Source organism: Pseudomonas sp. 382 (assembly GCF_002759075.1).
Lineage (GTDB): Bacteria > Pseudomonadota > Gammaproteobacteria > Pseudomonadales > Pseudomonadaceae > Aquipseudomonas > Aquipseudomonas vlassakiae.
The window spans coordinates 329,997-355,036 of record NZ_PEMX01000001.1 but is presented as its reverse complement, the minus strand read 5'-3'; the positions used below and the strand labels follow the sequence as shown (position 1 = coordinate 355,036).

The window sequence follows — 25,040 nt, the reverse complement described above, 5'->3', positions numbered from 1 at the left end:
CAAGCCGGACAAAGTTCAGGCGAGGTGTCAGGCTTGGGACAGGCGGACCTAACAAGGCTGAACCAATCGCGCAACGGCTGCGTCAACAGCGAAAGAACAAGCGAGTCGAAACCCTCATGACGTCCGATCCTGTACTGGCCGCGATTGGCTATCTCAAAGACCATCAGTTGATCCTTTCCACTGCTGAATCGTGCACGGCAGGTTGCATGGTAGCCATGTTGGCGGCAGTCCCCGGCACCGGCGAGGTGCTGGAAAGTGGCTATGTCGTGTATTCGCCCAGTGCAAAAAAGCGCCTGTTGGGCGTCAGTGGCGAAACGATCGAGCGCTACGGGCTGACCAGCGAGCCGGTGGCCTGGGAAATGGCCCTGGGTGCGTTGCGAGACAGCGACGCCACTGTGGTGATTGCCACCACCGGCGTCGCCGGGCCCGGCCCTGAGTCCGGGGTGCCACCCGGGACGATGTGCTTTGCCTGGGCCTTTGCCGGCGAGCCTGTCGCGGTCTTTACCCGAACCCAGCGTTTCTTTGGCCAGAGGATGGATGTGATGCGCCAGGGCGCGCAATTCGGCCTCACGCGCCTGGCTCACTATCACCAACGCTGGCTTCGCGGCGAACGTGCCTGAGGGCCAGTGAAATGGCGGACGATGAGCTGTGCTCCAGGCGTCACCCCGTCCAAGAGAACATGCCAATGCAGCAGCGCGTCTGGCGCTTCGAACGTGTCGGTTGGTATGTGCTGGTGATCATCGTCTTGCTTGCCTTGGCCGGGCTGTTTGGTAACGGCCCGTTGAGCGATGCCGAGGCGGTAAGCCAGGATGGCCGCTTGAAGGTCGAATACCAGCGCCTCAGCCGCAGCGGTACGACCGACAGCCTGTTCATCACCGTCCAAGGCGTACCGGGCAAACCGGTCATGGTCGAACTGGCGGGATCACTGCTTCGCCAAGCCAGTATCGAGACGATGCAGCCCGAGCCGCAGGTCTCGATGTCCCATGGCCCCGCCGTGCTCTTGCAACTGGGTACGACAAATGATGGCGTGGCCACCCTGTACCTGACGCTACGCAGCGAGCACGTCGGTACTTTGCAAGGCGTCGTGAGGGCAGGCTCGCAGACTGAAGTCCATTTTTCCACATTCCTCTACCCATAGGAGTGCGTCATGGATTCGATCCTCCGCGCAGCCGGAATGTACCTCGCCCTGATGCTGCTGTTCCGCATAGCCGGGCGGCGCTCACTGGCCGACCTGACCACCTTCGATTTCGTCCTGCTGCTGATCATTGGCGAGGCGACCCAGCAGGCGCTGCTGGGCGAAGACTTTTCGTTCACCAATGCCATGCTGGTGATCGCCACATTGATCGTGCTGGATGTCGGCCTGTCGCTGGCCAAACTGAACGCCCGCCCCCTTGCACGCTTGCTGGATGGCCACGCAACCCTGGTGGTCGAGCATGGGCAGTTTCTGCACCAGCGAATGCGCCGAGCCCGGTTGACCGAGGACGACATTCTGGAATCAGCTCGCGACAGCCAAGGACTGGAATCGGTGCAACAGATCAAGTTTGCGATTGTGGAGCGAAACGGAAAAATATCGATAATCGCAAACGAATGAGTGCCTCCGGTTATCGCATCAATATCGCTTGATGGGGTTCTATGGTAGGCACCGCTGCGACATTACGACACGTGCCAAGCCAGAGCCTCATTTTTTCTGCATCGAAGATCTGGCCCTCCTCCATCATCGAGGCAATCAGCGCCTGGGACATTCGGTAACACCCACAGCGTGGGCAGTTTCGCTCTTCCCAGCCGACCGTACATTGGACAGACACCGCACTTCCTGCGCAGATAAGGCAGCTCATGAAGCCCCCGTGTTTATTGTGGTTGGAAATAATTTTGATCTGTAAAAATCTATGAGAATTCCATGCCAATAACGGCGTGAAGACGAGCGGCGCTGGGTCAATGACGAATATTGGCCAGGGCGACGGATCGGTCCTGGCCACTGCAACGATCAGTCAAGAGTGGGTTGAGAACTTCTTGACGTCCACTGGCGGAGCAACAAACTCCGGGCCTTCCCCGGCAGCTCGCCATTTCACATCGCAAATGCCATAGCGCTCTGCCATGGGCCGGCTGACCTTCTTGATCTTGTGCTGGCCAAAACGAGGAATGATGCCGACCCCGGCATCACAGCTCGCCCAATGCCACGCTTCGGCGTTGTCCATCTTGTCCAGCCGGATGATGAATGTGCGGTATTCACTCCTGAGCGCATACTCGATCACGAAAAGTTGCTGACCTGCCATCGGACTCTCCTATTACGATTCACGATCTAGGAGCAGCGCGTGCAAGAAAAGATTCAGTGAAACTGCACGACCGGATACGTCGCATATTACCCAGCGTCCGATACTTGCCGAGCGCGTCACACCCCGGATCGAAGTGGCCTGGACTCTCCGTCCCGCCAGTGCGCTGATCAATTGCATTGAACCCCGCCGCTTGTGGCCCACTCCATCGAAGGCAACCGTGATTTTTCCCAGCCCCTGAAGAGGTGCCCCATGAATGCAATCGAACTGCTGATCCAGGACCATCAACTGGTGAAGAAACTGCTCGAGGAACTGTCCTCGACCACCGAACGTGCAGTGAAGAAACGCGCCGAGCTGCTGGAACGCATCAAGCAGGAAGTCACCATCCATACAGCCCTGGAAGAAGAGATCCTGTACCCGGCGATCAAGCAGGCTGGCGGCAAGGAAGAGGCAAAGATGTACTACGAGGCCAAGGAGGAACACCGCACGGTCGACTCGCTGGTCCTGCCCGACCTGCTGGAGACCGAGACCGGAAGCGTGGAATTCGCCGGCCGGGTCAAAGTGATGAAAGAGCTGCTGGAACACCATATCGAGGAAGAAGAGAGCGAGTTGTTCCCCACCGCTCGCAAGCTGCTGGGCAAGCAGCAACTGGAGGACATGGGCCAGGCCATGGAAGCCCAAAAGAAACTGCTCAAGGGTGAACAGCGCGCCGCCTGACCAACCCCTAGCGCGCCCCTCCGGGCGCGCTGGCCCAGGCTTACCGGGTGGGCAATCGGCGCTGGGCAATTTACATCGAAACGCAATCGCTCGGATGTCGCAGGATGAATGACTGGATCGACTTTCTCGAATGGCCCGCCATGGCCCTCACCGTACTGGCTGCCTGGTGCATCGGCTCACGGCGCCCAGGCCGACGCAAGCTCGGGTTCTGCTGCTTCATTGCCAGCAACGTGCTGTGGGGGGTGTGGGGCTGGCAGGCACAGGCCTGGGCGTTGATCATCCTTCAGGTCTGCCTGTGCGTGATGAACCTGCGGGGTTGGAAAAAGAACACGGCGATGCAAACGGGCTGAACGCCCAGCCCCATCGCCGGGCATTCAGCCACACGCTTACGGCCCTGCTGCTTCGACACTTGCTACCTCGCCCTCGCTGGCTAAACGCCGCGCATAGCCAACGCCCCATACCAGTGCCCGGCTCATGGTTTCGCCGGGGCGCTGATGATAGACCCGTTCACACAGCATCGAGCCGTCTGCCCGATAGACGCCGATGAACAGCTGGGTAGCGCCTGTCCGTGACAAACGCGACTGCACCTCAAGGCAGACCCCGTTGTCGAGTGCTTCCTCATGGGTTTGGTGGTGCAAGATCGGGTCGCACCACTGCCGATAGGTTTCGCCTCGTCTTTTCATCTGCTTGTCCTCTGCACGGTTGTCAGCGGTAGATCGCCTGCTGTGGCCCAACACTCCAAATCAAATGCCAGTGTCGGACGGCCGGCCAGATGCACTGTTTGCAGCCACGACGCCTGGAATTTGCCGAAACCGAGAAATCCAATCGACCTGTGGGGCCTGTTGGGCGTCCCAACAAGAGAACCTTGGCTAATCAATCGGGCAAACCAGAGGTGAGGCTCACATGAACGAACGCATCATCGCCTTTTTCACCGATACCACCGTATTTGGTATCTCCATCCTCAACCTGCTGCTGGCACTGACCGTGGCCGCCCTGACCTTCCTGGTCTCCCGCGCTGCGATCAGTTTTTTGCTGCACCGGGTGAGGCGCTGGTCCGAGCATGACGGCGCGTTGAGCCAGGTGCTGGCCAAGGTGCTGTCAGGCACCAGCAATCTCCTCCTGTTCCTGGCCTCGCTGCTGGTGGGCCTGGGCATGCTCGACCTGCCCGAGCGCTGGCTGACCCGGGTCGGCAGCCTGTGGTTCGTGGTCGCTGCATTGCAGATCGGCCTTTGGGCCAACCGCGCCATCGGCCTGGGCCTGGGCCACTACTTCGCCCGCCACCGCGCCGCTGGCCTGAACCAGGGCAGCGCACTGGCCACGCTGTCAGCCTGGGGCGCGCGGGTGCTGCTGTGGTCGGTGGTGCTGCTGGCAATGCTGTCCAACCTGGGGGTGAACATCACCGCGTTCGTCGCCAGCCTGGGCGTGGGAGGCATCGCGGTGGCGCTTGCCGTGCAGAACATCCTCGGCGACCTGTTCGCTTCGTTGTCGATCGCCGTGGACAAGCCCTTCGAGGTCGGCGACTTCATCGTCATCGGGCCGCTGGCCGGGAGCGTCGAACACGTCGGCCTGAAGACCACACGCATCCGCAGCCTCGGCGGCGAGCAGATCGTCATGGCCAACGCCAGCATGATCAGCAGCACCATCCAGAACTACAAGCGTCTGCAGGAGCGACGCATCGTCTTCGAGTTCGGCCTGTCCTACGACACGCCCACCGAGGCGGTGAAGAAAGCGCCGGGTATTGTCGAAGAGGCCATCAAGGGCCAGGAACAGGTGCGTTTCGACCGCGCCCACCTGCGCGGCTTCGGCAAGGAGGCGCTGGAATTCGAATGCGTGTACATCGTCAAGGACCCTGGCTACAACCTGTACATGGACATCCAGCAGGCAATCAACTTCAGGCTGCTCGAACGCTTCTCGAAAATCGGCGCCAAGTTCGCAGTACCGGTGCGCGCAATCAAGGTCACCGCATTGCCACACGAGGCCGACGTGCAGGGCCAGGGGCGCGACAGCCTCGGTATCAGAGGGGCCTGACTCCATGGCCTCCGCTCGTCGGCGCCATCGCACAGGTTGCCCCACGGGCAGGCCCAACCAAAGGTAAACCCCTTAATGGAGACAGACCATGAAGATCATCAAGCCTCATTCGTTGTTACTGGCGCTGTGTCTTGGCGCCAGCGCCCCGCTGGTACTGGCGGCGACTGACCTGAACGACCAACGCGCCCCAGGTACGCAGACCCAGGACAGCGGCCACATGAATGGCAACGGCGGGGCTACCGGCTCCGGAACGCCTGGGGATGGCATGGGTACCGGCTCTGGGGGTACCGATAGCAATGGCACGGACAATACCGGAGGTGACGGCACTACCAACAGCTCAGGTACCGGTAGCGGTACCGGCAACGGTACCGGCGGTGGCAACGGCAGTGGCGGCTCGGGCGCTGGCGGCTCAGGTGGTGCATCAGGTGGCGGTAGCTCCGGCGGTTGATGGCAGTCTCAACAAGCCGGGCTAGCGAGCGGCAGGCGCCCGTTAGCCCGCTGAACCCATGCCGCTCATGACGCAGTCACCACCCGCCTGGCGTCCCTGCGCACAGCTTGCGGGGGGACGCCATAGCCGCGCATGAAGGCCTCACGCATGTGCCGCCGATCCCTGAAGCCGGCTTCCTTCGCCACCACGTCCAGGCTGTGCCTGCTCTGCTCGATCAGCAGCCTGGCCGCTTCAAGCCGCAAGCTCTCCACCGCCTTGGCCGGTGACTGTCCGGTCTCGGCGGTGAATACCCGGGTGAACTGCCGGGGGCTCAAATGCACAGCTTCGGCGAGTTCCTCGACACTCAACGGCCGACTCAGGTGCTTGCGCGCATAATCCAGTGCGCTCTGGATCCGATCCGACTTGGGCGAAAGGGTCAGCAGCTCGGAATGTTGCGATTGCCCACCCGAGCGGCGTTGATGCATCACCAGCTTGCGTGCCACTGACCTGGCCATGTCGGTTCCCAGGTCCTTTTCCACCATGCCAAGCGCCATATCCAGGGCGGCGGTCATGCCAGCCGAGGTCCAGATCTGCCCATCGACGATAAAGATCCGATCATCTTCCACCTCGATTTTCGGATGCAGCTCACGCAACTTTTTCGCATAGGCCCAGTGCGTCGTGGCTCGCCGGTTATCCAGCACGCCCGCCTGGGCCAGGATGAAACAACCGGTACACAGGCCTGCGGTACGACGAGCGCCGTCGACGAAGCCTCGCACGCTGGCCAGCACTTGCTCGCTCGGCGGCGTCAGCGGGGTCAAGGTCCCGGTGATCATCCAGGTGTCGGCCAGACCAGGCGCGCCCAGCGGTAGCGTGTCCATGTACATCCCTAGCGAAGAGCGCACCGTGCCACCCTCGATGGAAAAGTTCTGGATCTTGTAAACCGCTTCGCCTGCGACGATGTTCGCGAACTCGAATACCGACTGCGTCGCCAGCGACATGATCTGGAAACCTTCGGTGATGAGGTAGCCGACCCGGTGCATGATTAGCGCTCCTTGTTCAATGTCCTGAAACCGTACCATATACGTCGTTCAAGACAAAAGCGACCTGCTCCATCATGGCGCTACACCCAACCAGGAGCACTACCATGACCCAGCCATTCAAAGGCACCGCCCTCATCACCGGCGCTTCCACCGGCATTGGTTCCATCTACGCGGAACGTTTGGCACGCCGAGGTTACGACCTGGTGCTGGTCGCACGGAACCGCGAACGCCTCAATACGCTGGCCAGCCGGCTCACCACGCAAACCCAGCAGAACGTGGAGGTGTTCCCGGCAGACCTGGCCGACGCCGATGACCTGGCCAGGGTGGAACGCAAACTGCGTGAGGACGCCAGCATCAGCCTGTTGGTGAACAACGCGGGCATCGGCACTCACACCAGCCTGCTGGAAAGTGATGTCGAGCGCATGGCCGAAATGATCAGCCTCAACGTCACCGCCCTCACCCGCCTCACCTATGCGGCCGTCCCAGGCTTCGTGGCGCGCAAGCAAGGCGCCGTCATCAACATCTCGTCGATCGTCAGCCTGGCGCCGGAGCTGCTCAACGGCGTGTACGGCGCCAGCAAGGCCTATGTCACCGCCTTTACCCAGTCGCTGCACAAGGAGCTTGCGGACCAGGGCATCAGGGTCCAGGCAGTCCTGCCCGGGGCCACGGCGACCGACTTCTGGCAGATCGGCGGTTTGCCGGTCGAGAACCTGGATCCTGCTATCGTCATGTCAGCCCAGGACCTGGTGGACGGCGCCTTGCAGGACTTCGACGACAATGTGGTGATTTCCATCCCGTCGATGCATGACCTACAACCGTTCGAGCGCTATGAAGCCAGCCGCAAGGCCCTGCTCGGTCAGCTGTCCAATAACCAGCTGGCTCCCCGCTACAACGCCAGGTGATCCCGTTCACCGGGTGAAGCGAGCCAGCGCGGTCGTGGCTGCTTCACCCGATTTTCATCCCAAGCGATAAAGTCTTACTCCATTCAGGCTGTGTCTTGAATGAATCGAAACCAATAGCCTGCACGCACTTTTCACATCACTGGAGGTAGCGCCCATGAAAGCCGTCGTTTATAACCAGCCCGGTTTGCCTATCCAAGACCCGCAATCGCTCTACGACGCGGAACTCCCCGCACCCAAGCCTGGCGCCAGGGATCTGCTGGTGGAAGTCAAGGCGATTGCCGTAAACCCTGTCGACACGAAAATCCGTGCAAGCCGTGGCGGTGAGCTGCCGCAAGTTCTGGGCTGGGATGCGGTTGGCGTCGTCCGCGCGACCGGCGCTGAAGTGACCTTGTTCCAAGCGGGTGATGAGGTGTTCTATGCCGGCGCCATCGATCGCCCCGGCAGCTACAGCGAGCTGCATGTCGTCGATGAGCGCATCGTCGGGCACAAACCGCGCAGCCTGGACAACGCAAGCGCCGCTGCCTTGCCGCTGACCTCCATCACCGCATGGGAATTGCTGTTCGACCGCCTGGGTATCGAAGAGAACGCGGGCAAGGGCCAGCGTCTGCTGGTTATCGGAGCTGCTGGTGGCGTCGGTTCGATCCTCGTTCAGCTGGCCCGCAAGCTCACGCAACTGACCGTCATCGGCACCGCCTCACGGCCTGAAACCCAAGCGTGGGTGAACGAGCTGGGCGCCCATCACGTCATCGACCACACCCAGTCTATCCCGCTCCAGCTCGAAGCGCTCAAGCTCAACCCGGTCGACTATGTGGTCAGCCTGACGCACACCGACACTTACCTTACCCAGTTGGTCGAAGTGCTGCGGCCCCAAGGCAAGCTCGCGCTGATCGACGACCCCGCACAGCTGGATGTGATGCCGCTCAAACGCAAGTCGCTTTCGTTGCACTGGGAGCTCATGTTCACGCGTTCGCTGTACAAGACCGAGGACATGATCAAGCAGCACCAGCTGCTCGAACGTGTTGCGCAGCTGGTTGACCAGGGGGAGATCAAAACCACCCTTGGCGAACATTTCGGTACGATCAGCGCCGAGAACCTCAAGCGCGCCCATGGCCTGGTCGAAAGCGGTAAAGCCAAAGGGAAGATCGTGCTGGAAGGTTTCTGACCCGCTACGCACAAAGCGAAAAGTGGAGGCTGTCGCGAGCGCGGTCAGCCCTCCAACAGGCGAGATCGGTTAGCTGAAAGCGTCGCGCAGCAGCGAGCCTCCGCGCCTCGATGGAAGGCGCGCGATAAAATTGTACAAAAATATTCGGATGTATAGATTTTTCCAGGCGCTTGCACTATACCTTGTACAGTAATTTTATTTTGTACAGGTATTGCGCATGTCCGACTACCTGCAACATTTCACCGAACGCTTTGCCATGCTGGGTCCAGACAATCTCGACCTGCTCGGCGAGTTGTACAGCGAGGATGTGGATTTCCGTGATCCACTGCATCACATCAGTGGGCTCTCGGCCTTGCGTGGCTATTTCGCACAGCTCTATGCCAATGTCTCCGAGGTCGGCTACCGCTTCGAAGGGCTCGATGAGCCAGCGCCGGGGCACGGCTACATCCGCTGGGTCTTGCACTACCGCCATCCGCGGCTGGCCGGCGGCCAGCCGATCAGCCTGCAAGGCTGTAGTCACCTGCGCTGGCGTGGGCGGGTGTACTTTCATCAGGACTACTTCGACGCTGGCGCCTTGCTCTATGAACATGTTCCGGTCCTGGGCGGCGCGGTTCGCTGGCTCAAGGGCAGGCTGGCATGAGCCGCTGCTGGTTGACCGGCGCCAGCAGCGGCATCGGCGCGGAACTGGCGCAGCGCCTGCTGGAGCAAGGCCATCAGGTAGCGCTTGGCGCGCGGCATGCTGACAGGTTGGCAGGCCTGGCCGCACAGTTTGCCGGCCAGGTGCTGTTGGCCGTCGGCGATGTCGACCAGCCTGAGCAGGTGGCACGTATCGCCGCACAGATCGAGCAGGCCTGGGGTTCGCTGGACCTGGTGATCCTCAATGCCGGCACCTGCGAATACCTCGAGCCTGGGCAATTCGACCCGGCGCTGGTCGAGCGGGTCATGCGCACCAACCTGATCGGCACCAGCCATTGCCTGGCGGCCGCGCTGCCCCTGCTGCGCCGCAGCCAGCGCCCGCATCTGGTGGTGATCGGCAGCTCGGTCAGCTGGCTTGCCCTGCCACGGGCCGGTGCCTATGGGGCGTCCAAGGCAGCGCTGCGCTACCTGGTCGAGTCCCTGCGCCTGGACCTGTCCCGCGAGAACATCGATGTCACCCTAGTCAACCCCGGCTTCGTCGATACCCCGCTGACCCGCCGCAACGACTTCCCCATGCCCCAGCTGTGGAGTGCAGAGCGCGCCGCCAGGCACATTGTCGCGCGCCTGCCCCGTCGCCCGCTGGAGATCACCTTCCCCGCCACCTTCACCCTGTTGCTGCGCCTGCTCGGCGCATTGCCGGCACGCTGGCGCCTGAAGCTGGGCCAGCGCCTGGCCCGACAACCTGAGGACTGACCCATGCGCATCGCCATCATCGGCAGCGGTATCGCTGGCCTCACCTGCGCCCACCTGTTGTCACGCCGGCATGCCGTCACCGTTTTCGAAGCGGCCGACCGGGTTGGCGGGCACACCCATACCGTCGATGTGCATTGGCGCGGCCAGCAGTATGCGGTGGACACCGGCTTCATTGTCTTCAACGACTGGACCTACCCGCAGTTCATCCGCCTGCTGCAACACTTGGGCGTCGGCTCGCGGGTGACCGAAATGAGCTTTTCGGTGCACGACCCGCTTAGCGGCTTCGAGTACAACGGGCACGACCTGCTCAGCCTGTTCGCCCAACGGCGCAACCTGCTGTCGCCCGGCTTCTGGGGCATGCTGCGCGATGTCCTGCGTTTCAACCGCCAGGCCCTGGCCGACCTGGACCAGCAGCGCATCGATGGCGCGACCACCTTGGGCAGCTATTTGCGGGATAACCGCTACGGCCAGCGCTTCATCGAGCATTACATCGTGCCCATGGGCTCGGCCATCTGGTCGATGTCGCGGGCCGACATGCTGCATTTCCCGTTGCAGTTCTTCGTGCGCTTCTGCCGTAACCACGGCCTGCTGTCAGTCAACCAGCGCCCGCAATGGCGGGTGATCGAGGGCGGTTCACGCAGCTACCTGGCGCCACTGTGCCAACCCTTTGCCGAGCACATTCGCCTCAACTGCCCGGTGCAACGGGTAAGCCGCGACGACCAGGGTGTGAACGTGACCTGGGCTACTGGCAGCGGGCGCTTCGACAAAGTGGTCTTCGCCTGTCACAGCGACCAGGCGCTGGCGCTGCTGGACGCCCCCAGCGAACAGGAGCAGGAGATCCTGGGTGCCATCCACTACGCCAGCAATGACGTGGTGCTGCACACCGACACCCGCCTGCTGCCCCGCCGGCGCAGGGCCTGGGCCAGCTGGAACTACCGCCTGGGTGGCAGCGAAGAGGCCCCCGCTGCACTCACCTACGACATGAACATCCTGCAGGGCATCGATGCACCGGTGACGTTCTGCGTCAGCCTCAACCAGACAGCGCTGATAGACCCGGCACAGATACTCGCCCGCTTCGAGTACGCACATCCCCAGTACAGCCTCGCTGCCGTAGCCGCCCAGGCCCGCCAGGGCGAACTGCAGGGTCCGCTGCACAGCTATTACTGCGGCGCCTATTGGGCCAACGGCTTTCATGAAGACGGCGTGCTCAGTGCACTGAACGTCGCCAGGCACTTCGGAGAGCAGCTGTGAACAGCAGCCTGTGCCACGGCTGGCTCAGCCACCGGCGCCTGACGCCCAGGCCACACGCGTTCCGCTATCGCATCGGCCTGTTCTACCTGGACCTCGACGAACTGCCACGCCTGCTGAGCCTGTCCCGTTGGCTCGGGCGCTCCCGCCTGGCGCCGTTGTGCTGGCGCGAAACCGACTACCTGCCGGCGCTGACTCGCCAGGGCAAGCCCTTGGGCGAGGCCGTGCGCCTGCTGGTCGGCCAGGCCACCGGGCAAGTGCCCGAAGGCGCCGTGCACCTGCTGACGCAACCGCGCTGCTGGGGGCTGTCGTTCAACCCGGTGAGCATCTACTTCTGCCACGACCGCCAAGGGCAGGTCACCAGCGTGCTGCTGGAGGTACGCAACACACCCTGGCGCGAGCGCTTCCACTACGTGCTGCCAGTACAGGGCGACCTGGCCCGGCCATTTACCGTGGCCAAGGCCTTCCATGTCTCGCCGTTCATGCCCATGGACATGGACTATCGGCTGCGCTTCGCCGTCGATGGGCAACGCGTGCGTGTGCACATGGAAAACTGGCAAGCCGGGCGGCTGGTGTTCGCCGCGGACCTCGCTGTGCAGCGCCAGCCGCTCGACCGCGCCAGCCTGCAGCGGCACCTCCTGGCCTTTCCCTGGATGAGCCTGCGCACCGTCACCGGTATCTACTGGCAAGCCCTGCGCCTGCTGCTCAAACGCTCCCCTGTCTACGACCACACCGCCAGCCAGCACGACCTGTCGCTTGGCCAAGCCATACACGAGGACCCCGATCATGCCCGACCCGACCCTGAGCGTTAGCAAATCAGCCAGCATCGCGCCGCTGTTCGGCGGGCTGGCAAGGCGTGCGGTACTGGCACAGCTGCACCACCTGAGCCGTGGCCATCTGCGCCTGATCAGCCAGGGCCGGCAATGGACCTTCGGCGACGTCGCCAGCCCGCTCTACGCGGAAGTGGAGATTGTCGACGACGCAGCCTGGGGCCTGGTGGCCGGCAATGGCTCGATCGGCGCGGGCGAAGGTTACATCCACGGCTACTGGCGCAGCCCGGACCTGGCCGCGGTGACTCGCCTGTTCGTCGCCAACCTCGAAGTGCTGGATGCCATGGAAGGCGGCCTGGCGCGCCTGGCCCGCCCGGCCCTGCGCCTGCTGCACCACTTCAACCGCAACAACCGGCGCGGCGCGCGGCGCAACATCCTGGCCCACTACGACCTCGGCAATGCGCTGTTCGAACGGCTGCTCGACCCGACCATGATGTATTCCGCTGCGCAGTTCGACAGCGCCGAACAAACCCTGGAACAGGCGCAGTCGAACAAGCTCCGGCAGATCTGCCAGAAGCTCGAACTCAAGCCCGGCGAGCATCTGCTGGAAATCGGCAGCGGCTGGGGCAGCCTGGCCATCCACGCGGCCTTGCAGCACGGTTGCCGGGTGACCACCACAACCCTCTCCGCCGCGCAATACGCCCACACCCTGCAGCGGGTCAAGGCGCTGGGCCTGGATCGGCAAATCACCGTGCTGCATGAAGACTACCGCGACCTGCGCGGGCGCTTCGACAAACTGGTGTCCATCGAGATGATCGAGGCGGTCGGCCACCGCTACCTGCCCACCTATTTTCGACAATGCGCCACGCTGCTCAAGGACGACGGCCTGATGCTGCTGCAGGCCATCACCATCCGCGACCAACGCTACGCCCAGGCCCGCCGCTCGGTGGACTTCATCCAGCGCTACATCTTCCCCGGCGGCGCCCTGCCTTCGTTGAGCGTCCTGCTCGACACCGCCAGCCGCCAGACGGAGCTGAACCTGGTGCATATGGAAGATTTCGGCCTGGACTACGCGCGCACCCTGCGCCATTGGCGCGACAACTTGCGCCACTCACGCACGGAACTGGCCAGGCTCGGTTATGACGACACCTTCCAGCGCCTGTGGGAGTTCTACCTGTGCTATTGCCAGGGCGGCTTCGAGGAACGGACCATCGGCGTCGCCCAGTTGTTGTGGGCCGGCCCCCAGGCGCGGCGGGCACCGCTACCGGATGTCTGAACATGGGCCGCCGTGTCTGGTTGCTGGGCAACGCGTTGTGGCTGCAAGCCGGCTGGTGGCTGTGTGTGCTGGGGGCGCACAAGCCGTGGCTGTTACTGATGGTGGTGAGCGGCCTGCTGCTGCACCTGCGGCTGAGCCCAAGCGGAGAGCTGCGCGTGCTGCTGTGGGTAGCGCTGGCCGGCTGCCTGCTAGACAGCACGCTGGGCCTGCTCGGTGTGTTCAGTTTCGCTCAGTGGCCGCTGCCACTGTGGCTGGCACTGCTGTGGCTGGTGTTGGCCAGTGGCATGCGCCACAGCCTGGCAGGGCTTGGCCAGCCCGCGTGGCGCGCGGTGCTGCTGGGCCTGTTCGGTGGCCCGCTGGCCTATCTGGCCGGCGCCCGGCTGGCCGGTATCGAGCTGCCACTCGGGCGCCTGGAGACCGCGCTGCTCCTGGCACCGGTCTGGGCACTGGCGCTGCCGCTGGCCTTGCGGTTCGCAGCACGGGGCTGATCAGCACAGCGCCCGCTTCGACCGCATCCTTTCAGCTGGCCAGGCGTGCAGCCACAGCTGTCGCCATCTCCCTGAACACCCGCGCCGCAGCGCTCTGGTAGGCGCCCTTGCGCTGCATCAGCACGGCCGTGCGCTGCAGGCGGACCGGGTCGAGCGCAATGGCTGCCAGATCGTCATGGGCCAGCGCGACCGTGGCAGGCAGCAGGGTCGACAGCGCCGTGCGACGCACGATCTCGGTCACCGCGCTGATGGTGTTGGCCTCCATCCGCACCTGCGGGTGAATGCCATGTTGCTGACAAAAACGGTCGATCTGTTCGCGGGTGGCAAACTCGCCGCTGAGCAGCACCAGCGATTCTGCGCTCAAGGCCTCCAGCCCGATGGACGTTGCCCGGGCCAAGGGGTGGTGGCGGTTGACCACCAGCGCCAGCGTCTCGACCAGCAGCGGGCTGGCCTCGATGTCCTCGGCCTGGCCCCCCTCGAAGGCGATCCCCACGTCCAGCTCATCCGCGAGCAGCAGCGCCTCCATGCGCTCCTGGGACATCTCGCGCACGTTCAGGGTGATGTTCCCATAACGCGTGTGGAAGGCTTCGACCAAGGGGCCGACCAGGTAGGTGGTGAATGTCGGCGTCACCGCGACCCGCAGCGAACCGCGGCTGAGGTCGCTGACGTCGTGAATGGCGCGCCTGGCCTCCTCCAGCTCCTGCGCGGCACGGCGTGCATAGGCCAGGTAGACTTCCCCGGCATCGGTCAGCCGCGTGGTGCGCCCCGAGCGATCGAACAGCTGGGCGCCAAGGCTTTCTTCCAGCTGACGGACCTGTTGCGACAGCGCCGGCTGGGAGACATGCAGGGCCGCGGCGGCCTTGGTGAAGCTGTGATGCGCCGCCACGGCGAGGAAGTACTGGATGTGTCGGGCAAGCATGGTCATTCACATAATCCAATCTGATCGACACGATCATAAATCAGACTTTTACCTTATGCCACACGTCCCCTAACCTCTGCCCGACCGGCTCGCCGCGTGAGAGCGGCGGGCCTCACCCGGTATGAGGAGCAACACCCCATGGATATCATCTTTCGAAACGTGCGCATCGATGACGCACAGCCGCTGCAGGACGTGGCCGTACATAACGGCAAGATCGTCGAAATCGCACCGGCGATTGCCGCACGCGCGGCGCAGGAAATCGAGGGCAACGGCAACGTACTGATTCCGGGGTTCGTCGAAGGCCACCTGCACCTGGAAAAGGCCAACGTCATGCAGCGCAAGGCCAATCGCTCCGGCACCCTGAAGGAAGCGATCGCGGTCACCGCCGCGCTCAAGCCGACGCTCACCCGCGAGGACATCCTCGAGCGCTCGACCCAGGTGCTGCGCGCCCTCGTTCAGGCAGGCAGCACCCATGTCCGCGCCCACGCCGAGTTCGACCCGGTGCAAGGCTTTACCGGCCTCGACGTGGTACTGGAACTGCGTGAGAAGTTTCGCCAGTTCATCGACATCCAGGTGGTTGCCTTCCCCCAGGAAGGCATCCTGAAACTGCCAGGCATGCAGGCCATGATGGTCGAGGCCATGGAGAAAGGCGCCGATGTCGTGGGTGGCATTCCCTACAACGACGTGTCGCCCTTCGATCACATCGACTTCGTGTTCGACCTGGCCAAGCGCTACGGCAAGGACATCGACTTGCACCAGGACTTCGCCGATGACGCCGAGCAGATGACCATCGAGCATGTGGCCCGCCGCACTCTCGCCGAGGGCTACCAAGGCCGCGTCTGCGTTGGCCACCTGACCAGCCTGGCCGCGGTCGAACCCGAGCGGCAGGCGCGTATCATCGGGCTGCTGCGCGAAGCCGACATCAGTGTGATGTGCCTGCCGGCCACCGACCTGCACCTGGGAGCCCGAGGCGACAGCTACAACGTACGGCGTAGCCTGACCCCGGTGCGGGCGTTGCGCGATGGTGGCGTGAACGTGTGCCTGGCCACCAACAACATTCGCAATGCGTTCACCCCGTATGGTACCGGCGACCTGCTGAACATCGCACAACTGGCGCTGCCGGCCTGCCACCTGGGCGGTGCCGACGACCAGGCCACGGTGCTGTCGATGCTCACCACCGGCCCGGCCAAGGCCCTGGGCTTGCAGCACTATGGCCTGGCGGTGGGTAAGGACGCCGACCTGGTGCTGATGGATACCCAGGCGGTCAGCGATGTGATTCTCGACCTGCCAGCGCGGCTGATGGTGCTCAAGCGGGGCAAAGTGGTGGCGACCACGGAGCATCGGCGCTCGGTGGTTTTCTAGCCGCTCGCCCTGGCCGAGCATCGCTCGGCTGAGCTTCTGCGTAACCCCGGCGCCAGCGGCCTGCAGAGCATTTTCATATGACTGGAGCATATTTTTACTAATTTCCCCCGCCGCAGCTGTGGCGCACCATCCCCCGGGTGAGTGACAACCGCCGCTCCAGTCATTTCCACCCAGCGCCTTGCGATACGCACTCACTACAACAAGAAAACCACTGCGCACACCGCTGCGCAGTGGGCTCGGGCCGACTGGCCCAACTGCCTCGACAAAACAACACAACCACAAGCAATGAGGGAGTTTTCCATGCGTATCATCGCCGCATCGCTCAGCTTTGCACTTCTTTCCGGTTTCAGCCTGTGCGCCGTAGCCGATGAAGCCAGCCTCACCATCATCTCCTTCGGCGGGGCCACCAAGGCGGCCCAGCAGTCAGCGTACTTCCAGCCGTTCGAGAAGAGCGGTGCTGCCAGGGTGGTGGCGGGTGAGTACAACGGCGAACTTTCCAAGATCAAAGCCATGGTGGACGTTGGCCATGTTTCCTGGGACGTGGTCGAGGTCGAGAGCCCCGAGCTGATCCGCGGCTGCGAAGCGGGCCTGTTCGAACGTATGGACCCCGGCATTCTCGGCGAGCAGTCCGGCTACCTGTCCGGGACTGTCAGCGAGTGCGGCGTAGCCAGCTATGTCTGGTCGATGGTGCTGGCCTACAACCCACAGAAGCTCAGCGTCGGGCCCGCCTCCTGGGCAGACTTCTGGGATACCACGCGCTTCCCCGGCAAGCGCGGCCTGCGCAAGGGCGCCAAGTATACCCTCGAAGTCGCGCTGCTCGCCGATGGCGTTTCCCGCGCAGACCTGTACCAGGTACTGAGTACACCCGAGGGCGTCAACCGTGCGTTCCACAAGCTGGACCAAATCAAGCAGAGCATCCAGTGGTGGGAAGCCGGTGCGCAGCCACCCCAGTGGCTGGTGGCAGGCGATGTGGTGATGTCTGCCGCCTACAACGGGCGCATCGCTGCCGCGCAGAAGGAAGGCTCGCCGCTGCGCATCGTGTGGCCGGGCAGCCTGTACGACCCTGATCACTGGGCGATCGTGCGCGGCACTGCCAACAAGGACCTGGCGGAGCAATTCATCAGGTTCGCCAGCCAGGTCGGGCCGCAGAAGACCTTCTCCACGCAAATCCCCTACGGCCCGGTACGCACGCAAGCGCTGGCGCAGCTGCCTGAGGGCGTCCAGCAACAGCTGCCTACCGCACCGGGCAACATGGCCGATGCGCAGCTGGTAAACGCCGAGTTCTGGGTCGACCATGGCGAAGAGCTCGAGGAGCGCTTCAACGCCTGGGCCGCTCGTTGAACTGACCGGAGCCGGCGCCCCCGCCGGCTCCTCGGCATCGAGGGGGGCTGATCAACAGCCTGTGCATCCAGCCAGGCCGCTGGTGGGTATTGCTAATGGGCGGCCAGTGACCGCCCAGTCCAATGACCTATCAGGAGCATGCCCATGAACTTCAACGTCCCCACCTGCCTGTTCGCTTGCCGCCTCGCCCCGGCACTGCAAACCGCCCACGCTCAGCCTGCGCTGCCAGATGCAATCAAGGTCCCGGATGGTCATCGCGTCATGCTCGAGACCGTCGGCGTCGGCGAGATCACCTACGAGTGCCGCGACTAGGCCAATACTGACTTGGAGAAAGCCGGGGCCGGCGCCTCGGGCAAGTACTCCTTGGCAACCCTCAAATGAAATAAATCAATAGTTGCTTGACCAGGGAGAACGATCGTTCTACTCTGGCTACATGAACAAGCCAATGACCGATACACGCGAAAAAATCCTCGCGACCGCCGAGAAGCTGATTTACGAAAACGGGATCCACGCCACGGGCATGGACCTTTTGGTAAAGACTTCAGGCGTAGCCCGTAAAAGTATCTATCGCTACTTTGCGACCAAAGACGATGTCGCCGCAGCGGCACTCAATGCACGCGATGTACGCTGGATGCAGTGGTTCAGGAGTGAGTGCGAAAAAGCCCAAACGCCGCAAGCGCGCATTCTCGGCATTTTTGATGTGCTTGGAAGTTGGTTCGAGTCTGACGGTTTTCGGGGTTGCGCATTCATCAATACCGCCGGAGAAGTGGGCGACGCAGACGACCCTATACGGCAGATCGCAAGGCTGCATAAGCAAAAGCTTCTGGATTACACACTGGAGTTGACCCGCCAGTTGCAGGTCAAGGATCCGGTCAAGTTGGCCAGGCAACTCTTCGTGCTGATAGAGGGCACGATAACCGTCGCCCGCGTGATGGGTGATTTTACGGCGCTCGACAGTGCACGGGAAATCGCCAGGTTACTGCTTGAACAAGAACAGCGCATAAGCGCCTGACACCTCAGCAATACCCACTCGACTGATTCATCCAATAGATTGGAGGCACCACCATGTCCAACGAACAGGCTCGCCCGCCACTTCCTCCTTTCACTCGCGAGTCGGCGATTGAAAAGGTCCGACTCGCTGAAGACGGTTGGAATACTCGCAACCCTGAAAAAATTGCGCTCGCTTATACATTGAACACCCAATGGCGTAACCGAGCCGAATTTGCAAACAATCGCGAAGAAGCTCAGGCGTTCCTGACTCGCAAGTGGAAGAAGGAGCTGGACTACCGCCTGATCAAGGAGCTCTGGGCCTTCACCGACAACCGCATCGCCGTCCGCTACGCCTATGAGTGGCACGACGATTCGGGTAACTGGTTCCGTTCCTACGGCAATGAAAACTGGGAATTTGAAGCCGACGGCCTGATGCAACGCCGATTCGCCTGCATCAACGACATGCCCATCAAGGAAAGCGAGCGTAAGTTCCACTGGCCACTGGGGCGCCGTCCGGATGACCATCCAGGCCTGACTGAACTGGGCCTGTAATTCATGCTAAACCTGATCCTGTTTTTGATGCAGGATCAGGTGTTTGTTTAGCTGGCGTTTATCATCCCCGTTCCAGATCCTTCGGAATCCATAAGCCCCCATTGGCCCTCAAACAGCCAATGGGGGCTTTTCTTTGCATGTCCCCCTCCTCCCGCTGCTCGGCATGGCCACCCTGCCGAGGGCATCCGCCTGCGCTGACGTATCCGCAGGCCCAGTTCATCGAGCCAGCATGCTCCACGCATAAGATAATCTGATCAATTTCATAATAATTGAGACTTTTACCTTATCTCATGCATTGCTTAATCTTTGTCTCACACCCAGCGACACAGAGACAGCAACCATGAAAGCGATCATCGACGGATTTCTGAAGTTTCAAAAAAACGCCTTCCCTGAGCGGGTCAAACTGTTCAAGGACCTGGCCAATCAACAGGCACCCAAGGCGCTCTTCATCTCCTGCTCGGACAGCCGACTGGTGCCTGAACTGGTTACCCAACGCGAGCCAGGTGATCTGTTCGTCATCCGCAACGCCGGCAACATCGTGCCGTCGTATGGGCCAGAGCCAGGTGGCGTGTCGGCCTCTGTCGAATACGCGGTCGCCGGGCTAGACGTTGCAGACATCGTGATCTGTGGCCACTCCGACTGCGGCGCGATGACTGCCATTGCTAGCTGCAAGTGCCTCGATCACATGCCCGCAGTGGCTGGATGGTTGCGCTATGCCGACTCGGCCAAGGTAGTCAACGAGGCCCGCCAGCACGCGGACATGCCGAGGAAAGTCGCCTCCATGGTGCGCGAAAACGTCATCGCGCAACTGGCCAACATCCAGACCCACCCATCCGTTCGCCTGGCGCTCGAAGAAGGCCGCGTGACCCTGCATGGCTGGATCTATGACATCGAGAGCGGACGTATCGACGCCTTTGATGGCCGCACCGGCACCTTCGTGTCTCTCGCGGAAAACCCAGAAGTCCACGCCGTTTCCCAGCACGCCAGGCACGTCGCCTGAAAGCTGTACCTGCACCTTTACTGACCCAGGAGATTCACCATGATCCAGACTCAAGCCACCCGTACCGCTCGCCAGGAACTGACCGAAGTGATCATTCAGGCCAAGGCTCGCAAGGACTTGTCATTCGCACAGATCGTTGACGGCACTGGCCTGTCCGAAGCCTTTGTCACCGCTGCCCTGCTTGGCCAGCACCCACTGCCGGAAAGCGCCGCGAAGGTGGTGGGAGAAAAACTCGACCTCGATGCCGATCAAGTAGCACTGCTGCAATCGATGCCGATCCGCGGCAGCTTCTTCGACGGCGTGCCGAGCGACCCTACCATCTACCGCTTCTACGAAATGATGTCGGTGTATGGCACAACTCTCAAAGCGCTGGTCCACGAGAAGTTCGGTGACGGCATCATCAGTGCCATCAACTTCAAGCTGGACATCAAGAAGGTCGAAGATCCCGAGGGTGGCCACCGTGCCGTGATCACCCTGGATGGCAAATACCTGCCCACCAAGCCTTTCTGATGCAGCTCAGCCCGGCGTCTGACGGCGCCGGGCCACTCTCCAACCTTCATGACGACTGAGCACCGCTTGGGTGCTCTGGCCTTCTTGCGCCCCACTTCAGGTGATTACCATGAAACTGTTATCCATATTGCTCCTGGGCTGCCTGGGTTCTGTTGCGCTTGCCGATGAACAGGTTACCCAGGCCACACAGGTTGCGGTCGAACCCTATCGCTACGCTCAACACCTGGATATCGCGCACGTGGTGGCTGTCACGCCGGTGCCCGATGTCTGCGACGTGGTACCGATGCAGCTGACTTACGATGACTCCAATGGCGAGCGGCATGTCATGGAGTACCGCATCATGGGAAATGGTTGTTCCAATAATTGATGCGCGGTCAATACGCAAGCCTGAAGGCCAACGCCTGCACATCACGGGCGCTGTGACCGAGGCCTTCAGGCGCTTACAGCAAATCATCCATCGAGCCCTTGTCGAGAACAGCGGACCGTTTGATCATCATGGCCTGTTCTGCAGCAGCCATTCTTTCGGGCTTGTACCCACCTTCCGGCGAAAAGTGCGGGCCAACGCAGACGGGCTTTCATAGCCCACTTCATCTGCAATGAGGGCAATCGGGCGGCCTTCGCGCAGGCGCTTCTGGGTCAGGCTGATGCGCCAGTTCGCCAGGTAATCTGCCGGCGTGATACCCACGGTCTCGCGAAAGTGCGCAGCAAAGCTGGCCCGCGACATGCCGGAGCGATCGGCCAGCGCCGCCACGGACCAGTTGCGCTGAGGTTGGTCGTGAATGCACACCAGGGCCCGGGACAGCTGAGCATGGGCCAAACCTGCCATCATCCCTGAGTCGATGGTCCGCCTGGCCATGAGGTGCCGAAGCAACTGAATCACCATCAGTTCGAATAGCCGATTGAGGATTACCTCGCGGCCACATTCGTCGCCAAAGGCCTCTGCAAACAGCCAGTCGAGGGTGCCATTGAGGCCCTGCAATTCGCGCAATGGCATGATGAGAAAATCCGGCAGCGCCAAGGTCAGCGGATTGTCGGCCCCCCCATCAAAATGCAAGGTGGCGCATATCAGTTGCGCATCATCGGCTTCGCTCGCCAACAGCTGATGAGCCTGCGGGCGCACCGCCAGGATCAGGCTTGGCTCAGCAAGTTCGGTGCGCTGGCCGCGCTTGTCGATCAAGGTCAGCTGCCCTGAACGCAGCAAATGCGCATGACCGAAACCGTGCTCCCCGTGAACCGGCGTGATGCCACAGAATCCACCTTGGTGAAACGTGGACGCCTGCAAGTTGAAGTGTTTGAGCAATGTCGATAGTCGGTCCATGGCGCCTTCAGGTTTAGACGATCTGTTGCATAACTTCGACGATCTGAAGCCGAAAGGAAAGCTCATTCCCTTACGATTCTTATCAAGCCGATCGACAAACCGATCGAGCATCCCACAGGAGAACTGCCATGACCCGTATTACTGCACTCTCGCTGGACCAAGCCCCTGCCGGCTCGCGAACTGCCCTGGAGGGTATTCAGAAAGGCCTGGGCTTCATTCCCAATGCATTCAGGACGCTGGCGCACTCGCCGGCTGCACTCAATGGTTACCTGGGGCTCGCGCAGGCCCTGGGCAAGGGTTCACTCAGCGCCGCCGAGCGCGAAGTCGTCGCCCTCGCCACCTCGCAAATCAATGGTTGCGACTACTGCCTTGCAGCCCATGGCTTCTTTGCTACCAAGGCCGGCTTGAGTGATGAAGCCATCAGCCAAGCCCGCGAAGGCACACTCAACGCGGTCGCCACGCTGGCCCATCAGATCACCGGAAGCCGCGGCCAGGTGAGCGATGCACAGCTCGCGGCGGCACGCGAAGCGGGTCTCACCGACAGCAAGATAGTGGAAGTGATAGCACAGGTCACACTGTTGACCCTGACCAACTACCTGAACAATGTCGCCACGACCGATATCGACTTTCCGCCATCGGCCCGCTAGGAGGCAAGCGCCATGAACCCAGTGACTATCTACACCACCCGGCACTGCCCTTACTGTGTAAGTGCCAAGCGATTGCTCTCAAGCAAAGGCGTTACTCCGATCGAGATTGATGTTGAGCAGTCCGCTGAAGCATTGGCGCAGATGCTCCAGCGCTCCGGTCGCAGGACCGTTCCGCAGATCTTCGTGGAAGATGTGCATGTAGGCGGCTTTGATGACTTGGCGCGCCTGGATCAAAAGGCTGAGTTGGACAGATTGCTACGTGCTTGAGGTTCAGGAGTGGTTGGCCATGCGAGGGGGGGGCTAAGCTATCGGGATTCTTCGATATCTACCCGCCTGCTGTGCGCCCCTTGCCTACAGTCGAAACGATTGCCGCATCGCCCGCGCCAGCAAAGTCACGGCGGCGTCGCCGTCCGATGCCGGGCTGCGCACGAAAAGGATGTGGTGGTCCTACCTCGCCGGCGTGACGCAGGGCATTGCCCTGGGTGTACCCGCCGGCCTTGCCGCGTTATGCGCCGACCTGTTGCCGCTGGGCATGGCGCTGCTCGCGGCGTTGCTGCTGGGCGAGCGCCTGCCGCTGCAGGTGTGGGTCGGCCTGCCCGTGGCCGGCATGTGTTCGCTGACGGTCGCCACGTTGTGGCAAAAACGCAGCACGGTGCAGGCCATAGGCTTGTTGCCGAACATTTGGCTGCAGTGTTTCGCCTTCGCAGCCCTCGAAGGCAGCCAACGCAGCCTGGCACCGGTTGCCAGCGCAGGCTTTGCACTGAGCGTGTCGTGGACCGTAGTTCTGTCGACGCTGGGTGGCTATGGGTTGTACTGGGTCTGCCTGCGCAGGTCCTCGGCCACCCGCGTCGCCAGCGTGCTTTATCTCAGCCCACCGATCACCCTGCTCTGGGCCTGGGCGATGTTCGATGAGCCGTTGTCCTGGCAGATGGCAGCGGGGATGGCGCTATCGGCGGTCGGGATCTGCCTGGTGGTACGCGCCGAGGCCCGACGATCCAGCCGCGATGAGCGCAAGCCCAACCACCCTACCCCTCGCTGAGGTGATGACGCCACTGACAGCAGTGAACCTTGCCCGTGCAGTTTCGTAAGGCGCGCGCCGGGATGAGATTCCCTAGAGTGTGGCCCATCGGCCAAGGTACGAGCGGGCAATAGCCAGGCTCCATAAAACCTGGCCTGCCCGCGTATGAAGCCGGAGTTGCCACACAGGATACCCGTCATGTCTCGAATCGAAAATGAAGCCACCGAACCCCGGCGCTGGTTGATGTTCGCCATCTTGCTGGTCGGCGCGTTTCTACCGCCGCTGGATTTCTTCATCGTCAACGTTGCGCTGCCCTCGATACAGGCGGACCTGGGCACAGGCCCCTCTGCCGAGCAGTTGGTGATCGCGTCCTATGCCACGCTCTATGCCGTGACACTGATCACCGGCGGGCGCCTTGGCGACCTGTATGGGCGCGGGCGGATGTTTTTCATCGGCCTGCTGGGCTTCGCCGCTGCTTCGCTGCTGTGCGGTGTGGCGACTGCGCCCTGGGTACTGGTGCTCGGGCGCGCCTTGCAGGGCGTGAGCGCCGCCGTGATGGCGCCGCAGGCACTCGCCTCGGTGCAGACAATTTTTCCGGCAGCGGAAAGGTCATTGGCCCTGAGCCTGTACGGGGCCGTGTTTGGCCTGGCGTCAGTGATCGGCCAGGCGCTGGGTGGCGTGCTGATCGCGCTCGACCTGTTCGGCATGGGCTGGCGCGCGATATTCCTGGTCAACCTGCCGATCGCATTGCTGGTGATTGCACTCGGTATTCCCGTGCTCAAGGACACCCGTGCGCTGCAGGCAAGCAAGCTGGACCTGGTGGGTACGGCGTTGTCGATACTGGCCCTCGGCGCTCTGGTCGTGCCGCTGATCGAGGGGCGTGAAGCGGGATGGCCGTGGTGGGCGTGGCTGTCACTCGCCGCTGCGCCTGTACTGGGGGCGTTGTTCTGGCGCTATGAGGCGCGCCTGCACCGCGCCGGCGGAACCCCTTTGCTGGCGCCGGCCGCTCTGCAAGCCCCCGGGCTGGGCCGGGCGTTATCCATAGCGCTGTGTTTCTACGCGATTGGCGTGTTCTTCCTGCTGTTTTCGATCTATCTGCAAGGTGCATTGCAGATGAGCGCACTGGATGCCGGCCTGGTCTTCCTGCCGTTCGGTGCCGGCTTCCTCATCGGCCCGCTCTCGGTTCCCCTTCTCAGGCGCGTGCTCGGCGGTTATGTGAACCCGTCAGGCATGGCGCTGGAGGTCATCGGCTTGCTCTGGCTGGGTTGGCTGGTGTCAGTGACTCCGCCTGGCCTTGCCCCGCCCTTCACGTTCCTGGCGGTCAGCCTGTTGCTGATCGGGCTGGGACAGGGCCTGGCGTTGCCGACGTTGATGCGCCTGGTCACGGGCCGGGTCGCGCCGGCGTATGCCGGGATGATCGCAGGCATCACCAGCGCGACCTTGCAGATCAGTACCTCGCTGAGCGTGGCCGTCATCGGCGGCGTGTTCTACACCGTGCTGGGGGAACCGGTAACGGAAGCTCGTATCAGCCACGCCTTCGTGGTCGCCGTTCTGTACATGGCCGCCTGCCTGGCCGTAGGGGTTGCGCTGAGCCTGACATTGGCGCGGCAGCCGGCACCGCTGGCGGAGGCAGCGGCGATGCGCCCGAGCTGAGCGCCGCAACCTG

The 25,040-nt window shown here is 62.4% G+C and carries 31 protein-coding genes and 1 pseudogene; 27 read left to right on the top strand and 5 right to left on the bottom strand.

The annotated features are described in order from the left end of the window. Positions 1-116: 116 nt before the first annotated feature. The 3 genes from CQW31_RS01830 (at position 117) to CQW31_RS01820 (ending at position 1,591) form a co-directional block, all read left to right on the top strand. A complete protein-coding gene (locus CQW31_RS01830) occupies positions 117-620 on the top strand; it encodes a CinA family protein (RefSeq protein ID WP_054887802.1) in 504 nt (167 codons plus the stop codon). A 65-nt stretch (positions 621-685) separates the two neighbouring features. Then, on the top strand, positions 686-1,138 hold the full coding sequence (locus tag CQW31_RS01825) for a hypothetical protein (RefSeq protein WP_099813569.1): 453 nt from the start codon (positions 686-688) through the stop codon (positions 1,136-1,138). A gap of 9 nt (positions 1,139-1,147) precedes the next feature. Further along, positions 1,148-1,591, top strand: coding sequence for a DUF421 domain-containing protein (locus CQW31_RS01820; RefSeq protein WP_054887752.1), 444 nt, complete (start codon positions 1,148-1,150; stop codon positions 1,589-1,591). Between the two features lie 397 nt (positions 1,592-1,988). Here CQW31_RS01820 and CQW31_RS01815 read toward each other — a convergent pair whose 3' ends face one another. Continuing rightward, the gene (locus CQW31_RS01815) at positions 1,989-2,273 is read right to left on the bottom strand and encodes a DUF6555 family protein (protein WP_099813568.1); all 285 of its coding nucleotides are present in this window, start codon (positions 2,271-2,273) and stop codon (positions 1,989-1,991) included. Between the two features lie 249 nt (positions 2,274-2,522). Between CQW31_RS01815 and CQW31_RS01810 the strand changes: the two genes are divergently transcribed. Both CQW31_RS01810 and CQW31_RS01805 read left to right on the top strand, forming a co-directional pair. Then, complete coding sequence (locus CQW31_RS01810; protein ID WP_054887754.1) at positions 2,523-2,987, top strand: hemerythrin domain-containing protein; 465 nt, start codon at positions 2,523-2,525, stop codon at positions 2,985-2,987. A gap of 104 nt (positions 2,988-3,091) precedes the next feature. Beyond that, positions 3,092-3,337: a hypothetical protein gene (locus tag CQW31_RS01805; protein ID WP_054887755.1), complete on the top strand. Its 246-nt coding sequence runs from the start codon at positions 3,092-3,094 to the stop codon at positions 3,335-3,337. A 36-nt stretch (positions 3,338-3,373) separates the two neighbouring features. On the opposite strand, the gene CQW31_RS01800 is transcribed toward CQW31_RS01805, so the two are convergent. Further along, on the bottom strand, positions 3,374-3,670 hold the full coding sequence (locus tag CQW31_RS01800; protein WP_054887756.1) for a hypothetical protein: 297 nt from the start codon (positions 3,668-3,670) through the stop codon (positions 3,374-3,376). Between the two features lie 220 nt (positions 3,671-3,890). Here CQW31_RS01800 and CQW31_RS01795 point away from each other — a divergent pair, with 220 nt between their 5' ends. Further along, the gene (locus CQW31_RS01795) at positions 3,891-5,015 is read left to right on the top strand and encodes a mechanosensitive ion channel family protein (protein ID WP_099813567.1); all 1,125 of its coding nucleotides are present in this window, start codon (positions 3,891-3,893) and stop codon (positions 5,013-5,015) included. Between the two features lie 88 nt (positions 5,016-5,103). Then, positions 5,104-5,463 carry a hypothetical protein gene (locus tag CQW31_RS01790; protein WP_099813566.1) on the top strand — a complete coding sequence of 120 codons (360 nt, stop codon included), beginning with the start codon at positions 5,104-5,106 and terminating at the stop codon, positions 5,461-5,463. Positions 5,464-5,528: 65 nt separating this feature from the next. Here the strand turns inward: CQW31_RS01790 and CQW31_RS01785 are convergent, their stop codons facing one another. After that, the gene (locus CQW31_RS01785; protein ID WP_054887759.1) at positions 5,529-6,482 is read right to left on the bottom strand and encodes a GlxA family transcriptional regulator; all 954 of its coding nucleotides are present in this window, start codon (positions 6,480-6,482) and stop codon (positions 5,529-5,531) included. Between the two features lie 104 nt (positions 6,483-6,586). On the opposite strand from CQW31_RS01785, the gene CQW31_RS01780 reads away from it, so the two are divergent. From CQW31_RS01780 to CQW31_RS01745, 8 genes are all read left to right on the top strand, one after another. Beyond that, entirely contained in the window at positions 6,587-7,384 is a 798-nt protein-coding gene (locus CQW31_RS01780; RefSeq protein WP_054887760.1) for an SDR family oxidoreductase, read from the top strand. Positions 7,385-7,538: 154 nt separating this feature from the next. Beyond that, positions 7,539-8,546, top strand: coding sequence for a zinc-binding alcohol dehydrogenase family protein (locus tag CQW31_RS01775; RefSeq protein ID WP_054887761.1), 1,008 nt, complete (start codon positions 7,539-7,541; stop codon positions 8,544-8,546). 217 nt (positions 8,547-8,763) lie between these two features. Continuing rightward, positions 8,764-9,186 (top strand): nuclear transport factor 2 family protein, encoded by a 423-nt coding sequence (locus tag CQW31_RS01770; RefSeq protein ID WP_099813565.1) that lies wholly within the window; start codon positions 8,764-8,766, stop codon positions 9,184-9,186. Next, entirely contained in the window at positions 9,183-9,935 is a 753-nt protein-coding gene (locus CQW31_RS01765) for an SDR family oxidoreductase (protein WP_054887763.1), read from the top strand. Before CQW31_RS01770 ends, CQW31_RS01765 begins: the two co-directional genes overlap by 4 nt. 3 nt (positions 9,936-9,938) lie before the next feature. Further along, positions 9,939-11,186, top strand: coding sequence for an NAD(P)/FAD-dependent oxidoreductase (locus CQW31_RS01760; protein ID WP_099813564.1), 1,248 nt, complete (start codon positions 9,939-9,941; stop codon positions 11,184-11,186). Then, positions 11,183-11,995: a DUF1365 domain-containing protein gene (locus CQW31_RS01755; RefSeq protein WP_099813563.1), complete on the top strand. Its 813-nt coding sequence runs from the start codon at positions 11,183-11,185 to the stop codon at positions 11,993-11,995. The genes CQW31_RS01760 and CQW31_RS01755 overlap by 4 nt, the downstream gene beginning before the upstream one ends. Next, a complete protein-coding gene (locus tag CQW31_RS01750; RefSeq protein WP_054887765.1) occupies positions 11,970-13,229 on the top strand; it encodes a cyclopropane-fatty-acyl-phospholipid synthase family protein in 1,260 nt (419 codons plus the stop codon). The genes CQW31_RS01755 and CQW31_RS01750 overlap by 26 nt, the downstream gene beginning before the upstream one ends. Positions 13,230-13,231: 2 nt before the next feature. Beyond that, positions 13,232-13,717: a DUF2878 domain-containing protein gene (locus tag CQW31_RS01745; protein WP_099813562.1), complete on the top strand. Its 486-nt coding sequence runs from the start codon at positions 13,232-13,234 to the stop codon at positions 13,715-13,717. Between the two features lie 31 nt (positions 13,718-13,748). On the opposite strand, the gene cynR is transcribed toward CQW31_RS01745, so the two are convergent. Next, positions 13,749-14,636, bottom strand: coding sequence for a transcriptional regulator CynR (cynR, locus tag CQW31_RS01740; RefSeq protein ID WP_054887804.1), 888 nt, complete (start codon positions 14,634-14,636; stop codon positions 13,749-13,751). 138 nt (positions 14,637-14,774) lie between these two features. Here cynR and CQW31_RS01735 point away from each other — a divergent pair, with 138 nt between their 5' ends. From CQW31_RS01735 to CQW31_RS01700, 8 genes are all read left to right on the top strand, one after another. Further along, on the top strand, positions 14,775-15,998 hold the full coding sequence (locus CQW31_RS01735; RefSeq protein WP_099813561.1) for an amidohydrolase family protein: 1,224 nt from the start codon (positions 14,775-14,777) through the stop codon (positions 15,996-15,998). Between the two features lie 300 nt (positions 15,999-16,298). Next, positions 16,299-17,339: an ABC transporter substrate-binding protein gene (locus tag CQW31_RS01730; protein ID WP_212632611.1), complete on the top strand. Its 1,041-nt coding sequence runs from the start codon at positions 16,299-16,301 to the stop codon at positions 17,337-17,339. A 144-nt stretch (positions 17,340-17,483) separates the two neighbouring features. Further along, on the top strand, positions 17,484-17,651 hold the full coding sequence (locus CQW31_RS31105; protein WP_158238170.1) for a hypothetical protein: 168 nt from the start codon (positions 17,484-17,486) through the stop codon (positions 17,649-17,651). A 133-nt stretch (positions 17,652-17,784) separates the two neighbouring features. Beyond that, positions 17,785-18,351, top strand: a complete 567-nt coding sequence (locus CQW31_RS01720; RefSeq protein ID WP_218254704.1) for a TetR/AcrR family transcriptional regulator — start codon at positions 17,785-17,787, stop codon at positions 18,349-18,351. A 53-nt stretch (positions 18,352-18,404) separates the two neighbouring features. Further along, entirely contained in the window at positions 18,405-18,881 is a 477-nt protein-coding gene (locus CQW31_RS01715; RefSeq protein WP_054887770.1) for a nuclear transport factor 2 family protein, read from the top strand. Positions 18,882-19,221: 340 nt separating this feature from the next. Next, a complete protein-coding gene (locus tag CQW31_RS01710; protein WP_099813558.1) occupies positions 19,222-19,881 on the top strand; it encodes a carbonic anhydrase in 660 nt (219 codons plus the stop codon). 39 nt (positions 19,882-19,920) lie between these two features. Continuing rightward, complete coding sequence (gene cynS, locus CQW31_RS01705; RefSeq protein WP_054887772.1) at positions 19,921-20,391, top strand: cyanase; 471 nt, start codon at positions 19,921-19,923, stop codon at positions 20,389-20,391. A gap of 109 nt (positions 20,392-20,500) precedes the next feature. Continuing rightward, a complete protein-coding gene (locus CQW31_RS01700) occupies positions 20,501-20,758 on the top strand; it encodes a DUF2790 domain-containing protein (protein WP_054887773.1) in 258 nt (85 codons plus the stop codon). A 126-nt stretch (positions 20,759-20,884) separates the two neighbouring features. Here the strand turns inward: CQW31_RS01700 and CQW31_RS01695 are convergent, their stop codons facing one another. Continuing rightward, entirely contained in the window at positions 20,885-21,709 is an 825-nt protein-coding gene (locus tag CQW31_RS01695; RefSeq protein ID WP_099813557.1) for an AraC family transcriptional regulator, read from the bottom strand. Positions 21,710-21,837: 128 nt separating this feature from the next. Between CQW31_RS01695 and CQW31_RS01690 the strand changes: the two genes are divergently transcribed. The 4 genes and pseudogenes from CQW31_RS01690 to CQW31_RS01675 all read left to right on the top strand — a co-directional run bounded on the left by CQW31_RS01690 (position 21,838) and on the right by CQW31_RS01675 (position 25,027). Continuing rightward, positions 21,838-22,356: a carboxymuconolactone decarboxylase family protein gene (locus CQW31_RS01690; RefSeq protein WP_099813556.1), complete on the top strand. Its 519-nt coding sequence runs from the start codon at positions 21,838-21,840 to the stop codon at positions 22,354-22,356. Positions 22,357-22,368: 12 nt separating this feature from the next. Next, complete coding sequence (gene grxC, locus CQW31_RS01685) at positions 22,369-22,623, top strand: glutaredoxin 3 (protein WP_054887776.1); 255 nt, start codon at positions 22,369-22,371, stop codon at positions 22,621-22,623. Between the two features lie 181 nt (positions 22,624-22,804). Continuing rightward, a pseudogene (locus tag CQW31_RS01680) lies at positions 22,805-23,395 on the top strand (EamA family transporter); the annotation flags it as partial. 177 nt (positions 23,396-23,572) lie between these two features. Continuing rightward, positions 23,573-25,027 (top strand): MFS transporter, encoded by a 1,455-nt coding sequence (locus tag CQW31_RS01675; protein WP_054887777.1) that lies wholly within the window; start codon positions 23,573-23,575, stop codon positions 25,025-25,027. The last annotated feature ends 13 nt before the right edge of the window (positions 25,028-25,040 follow it).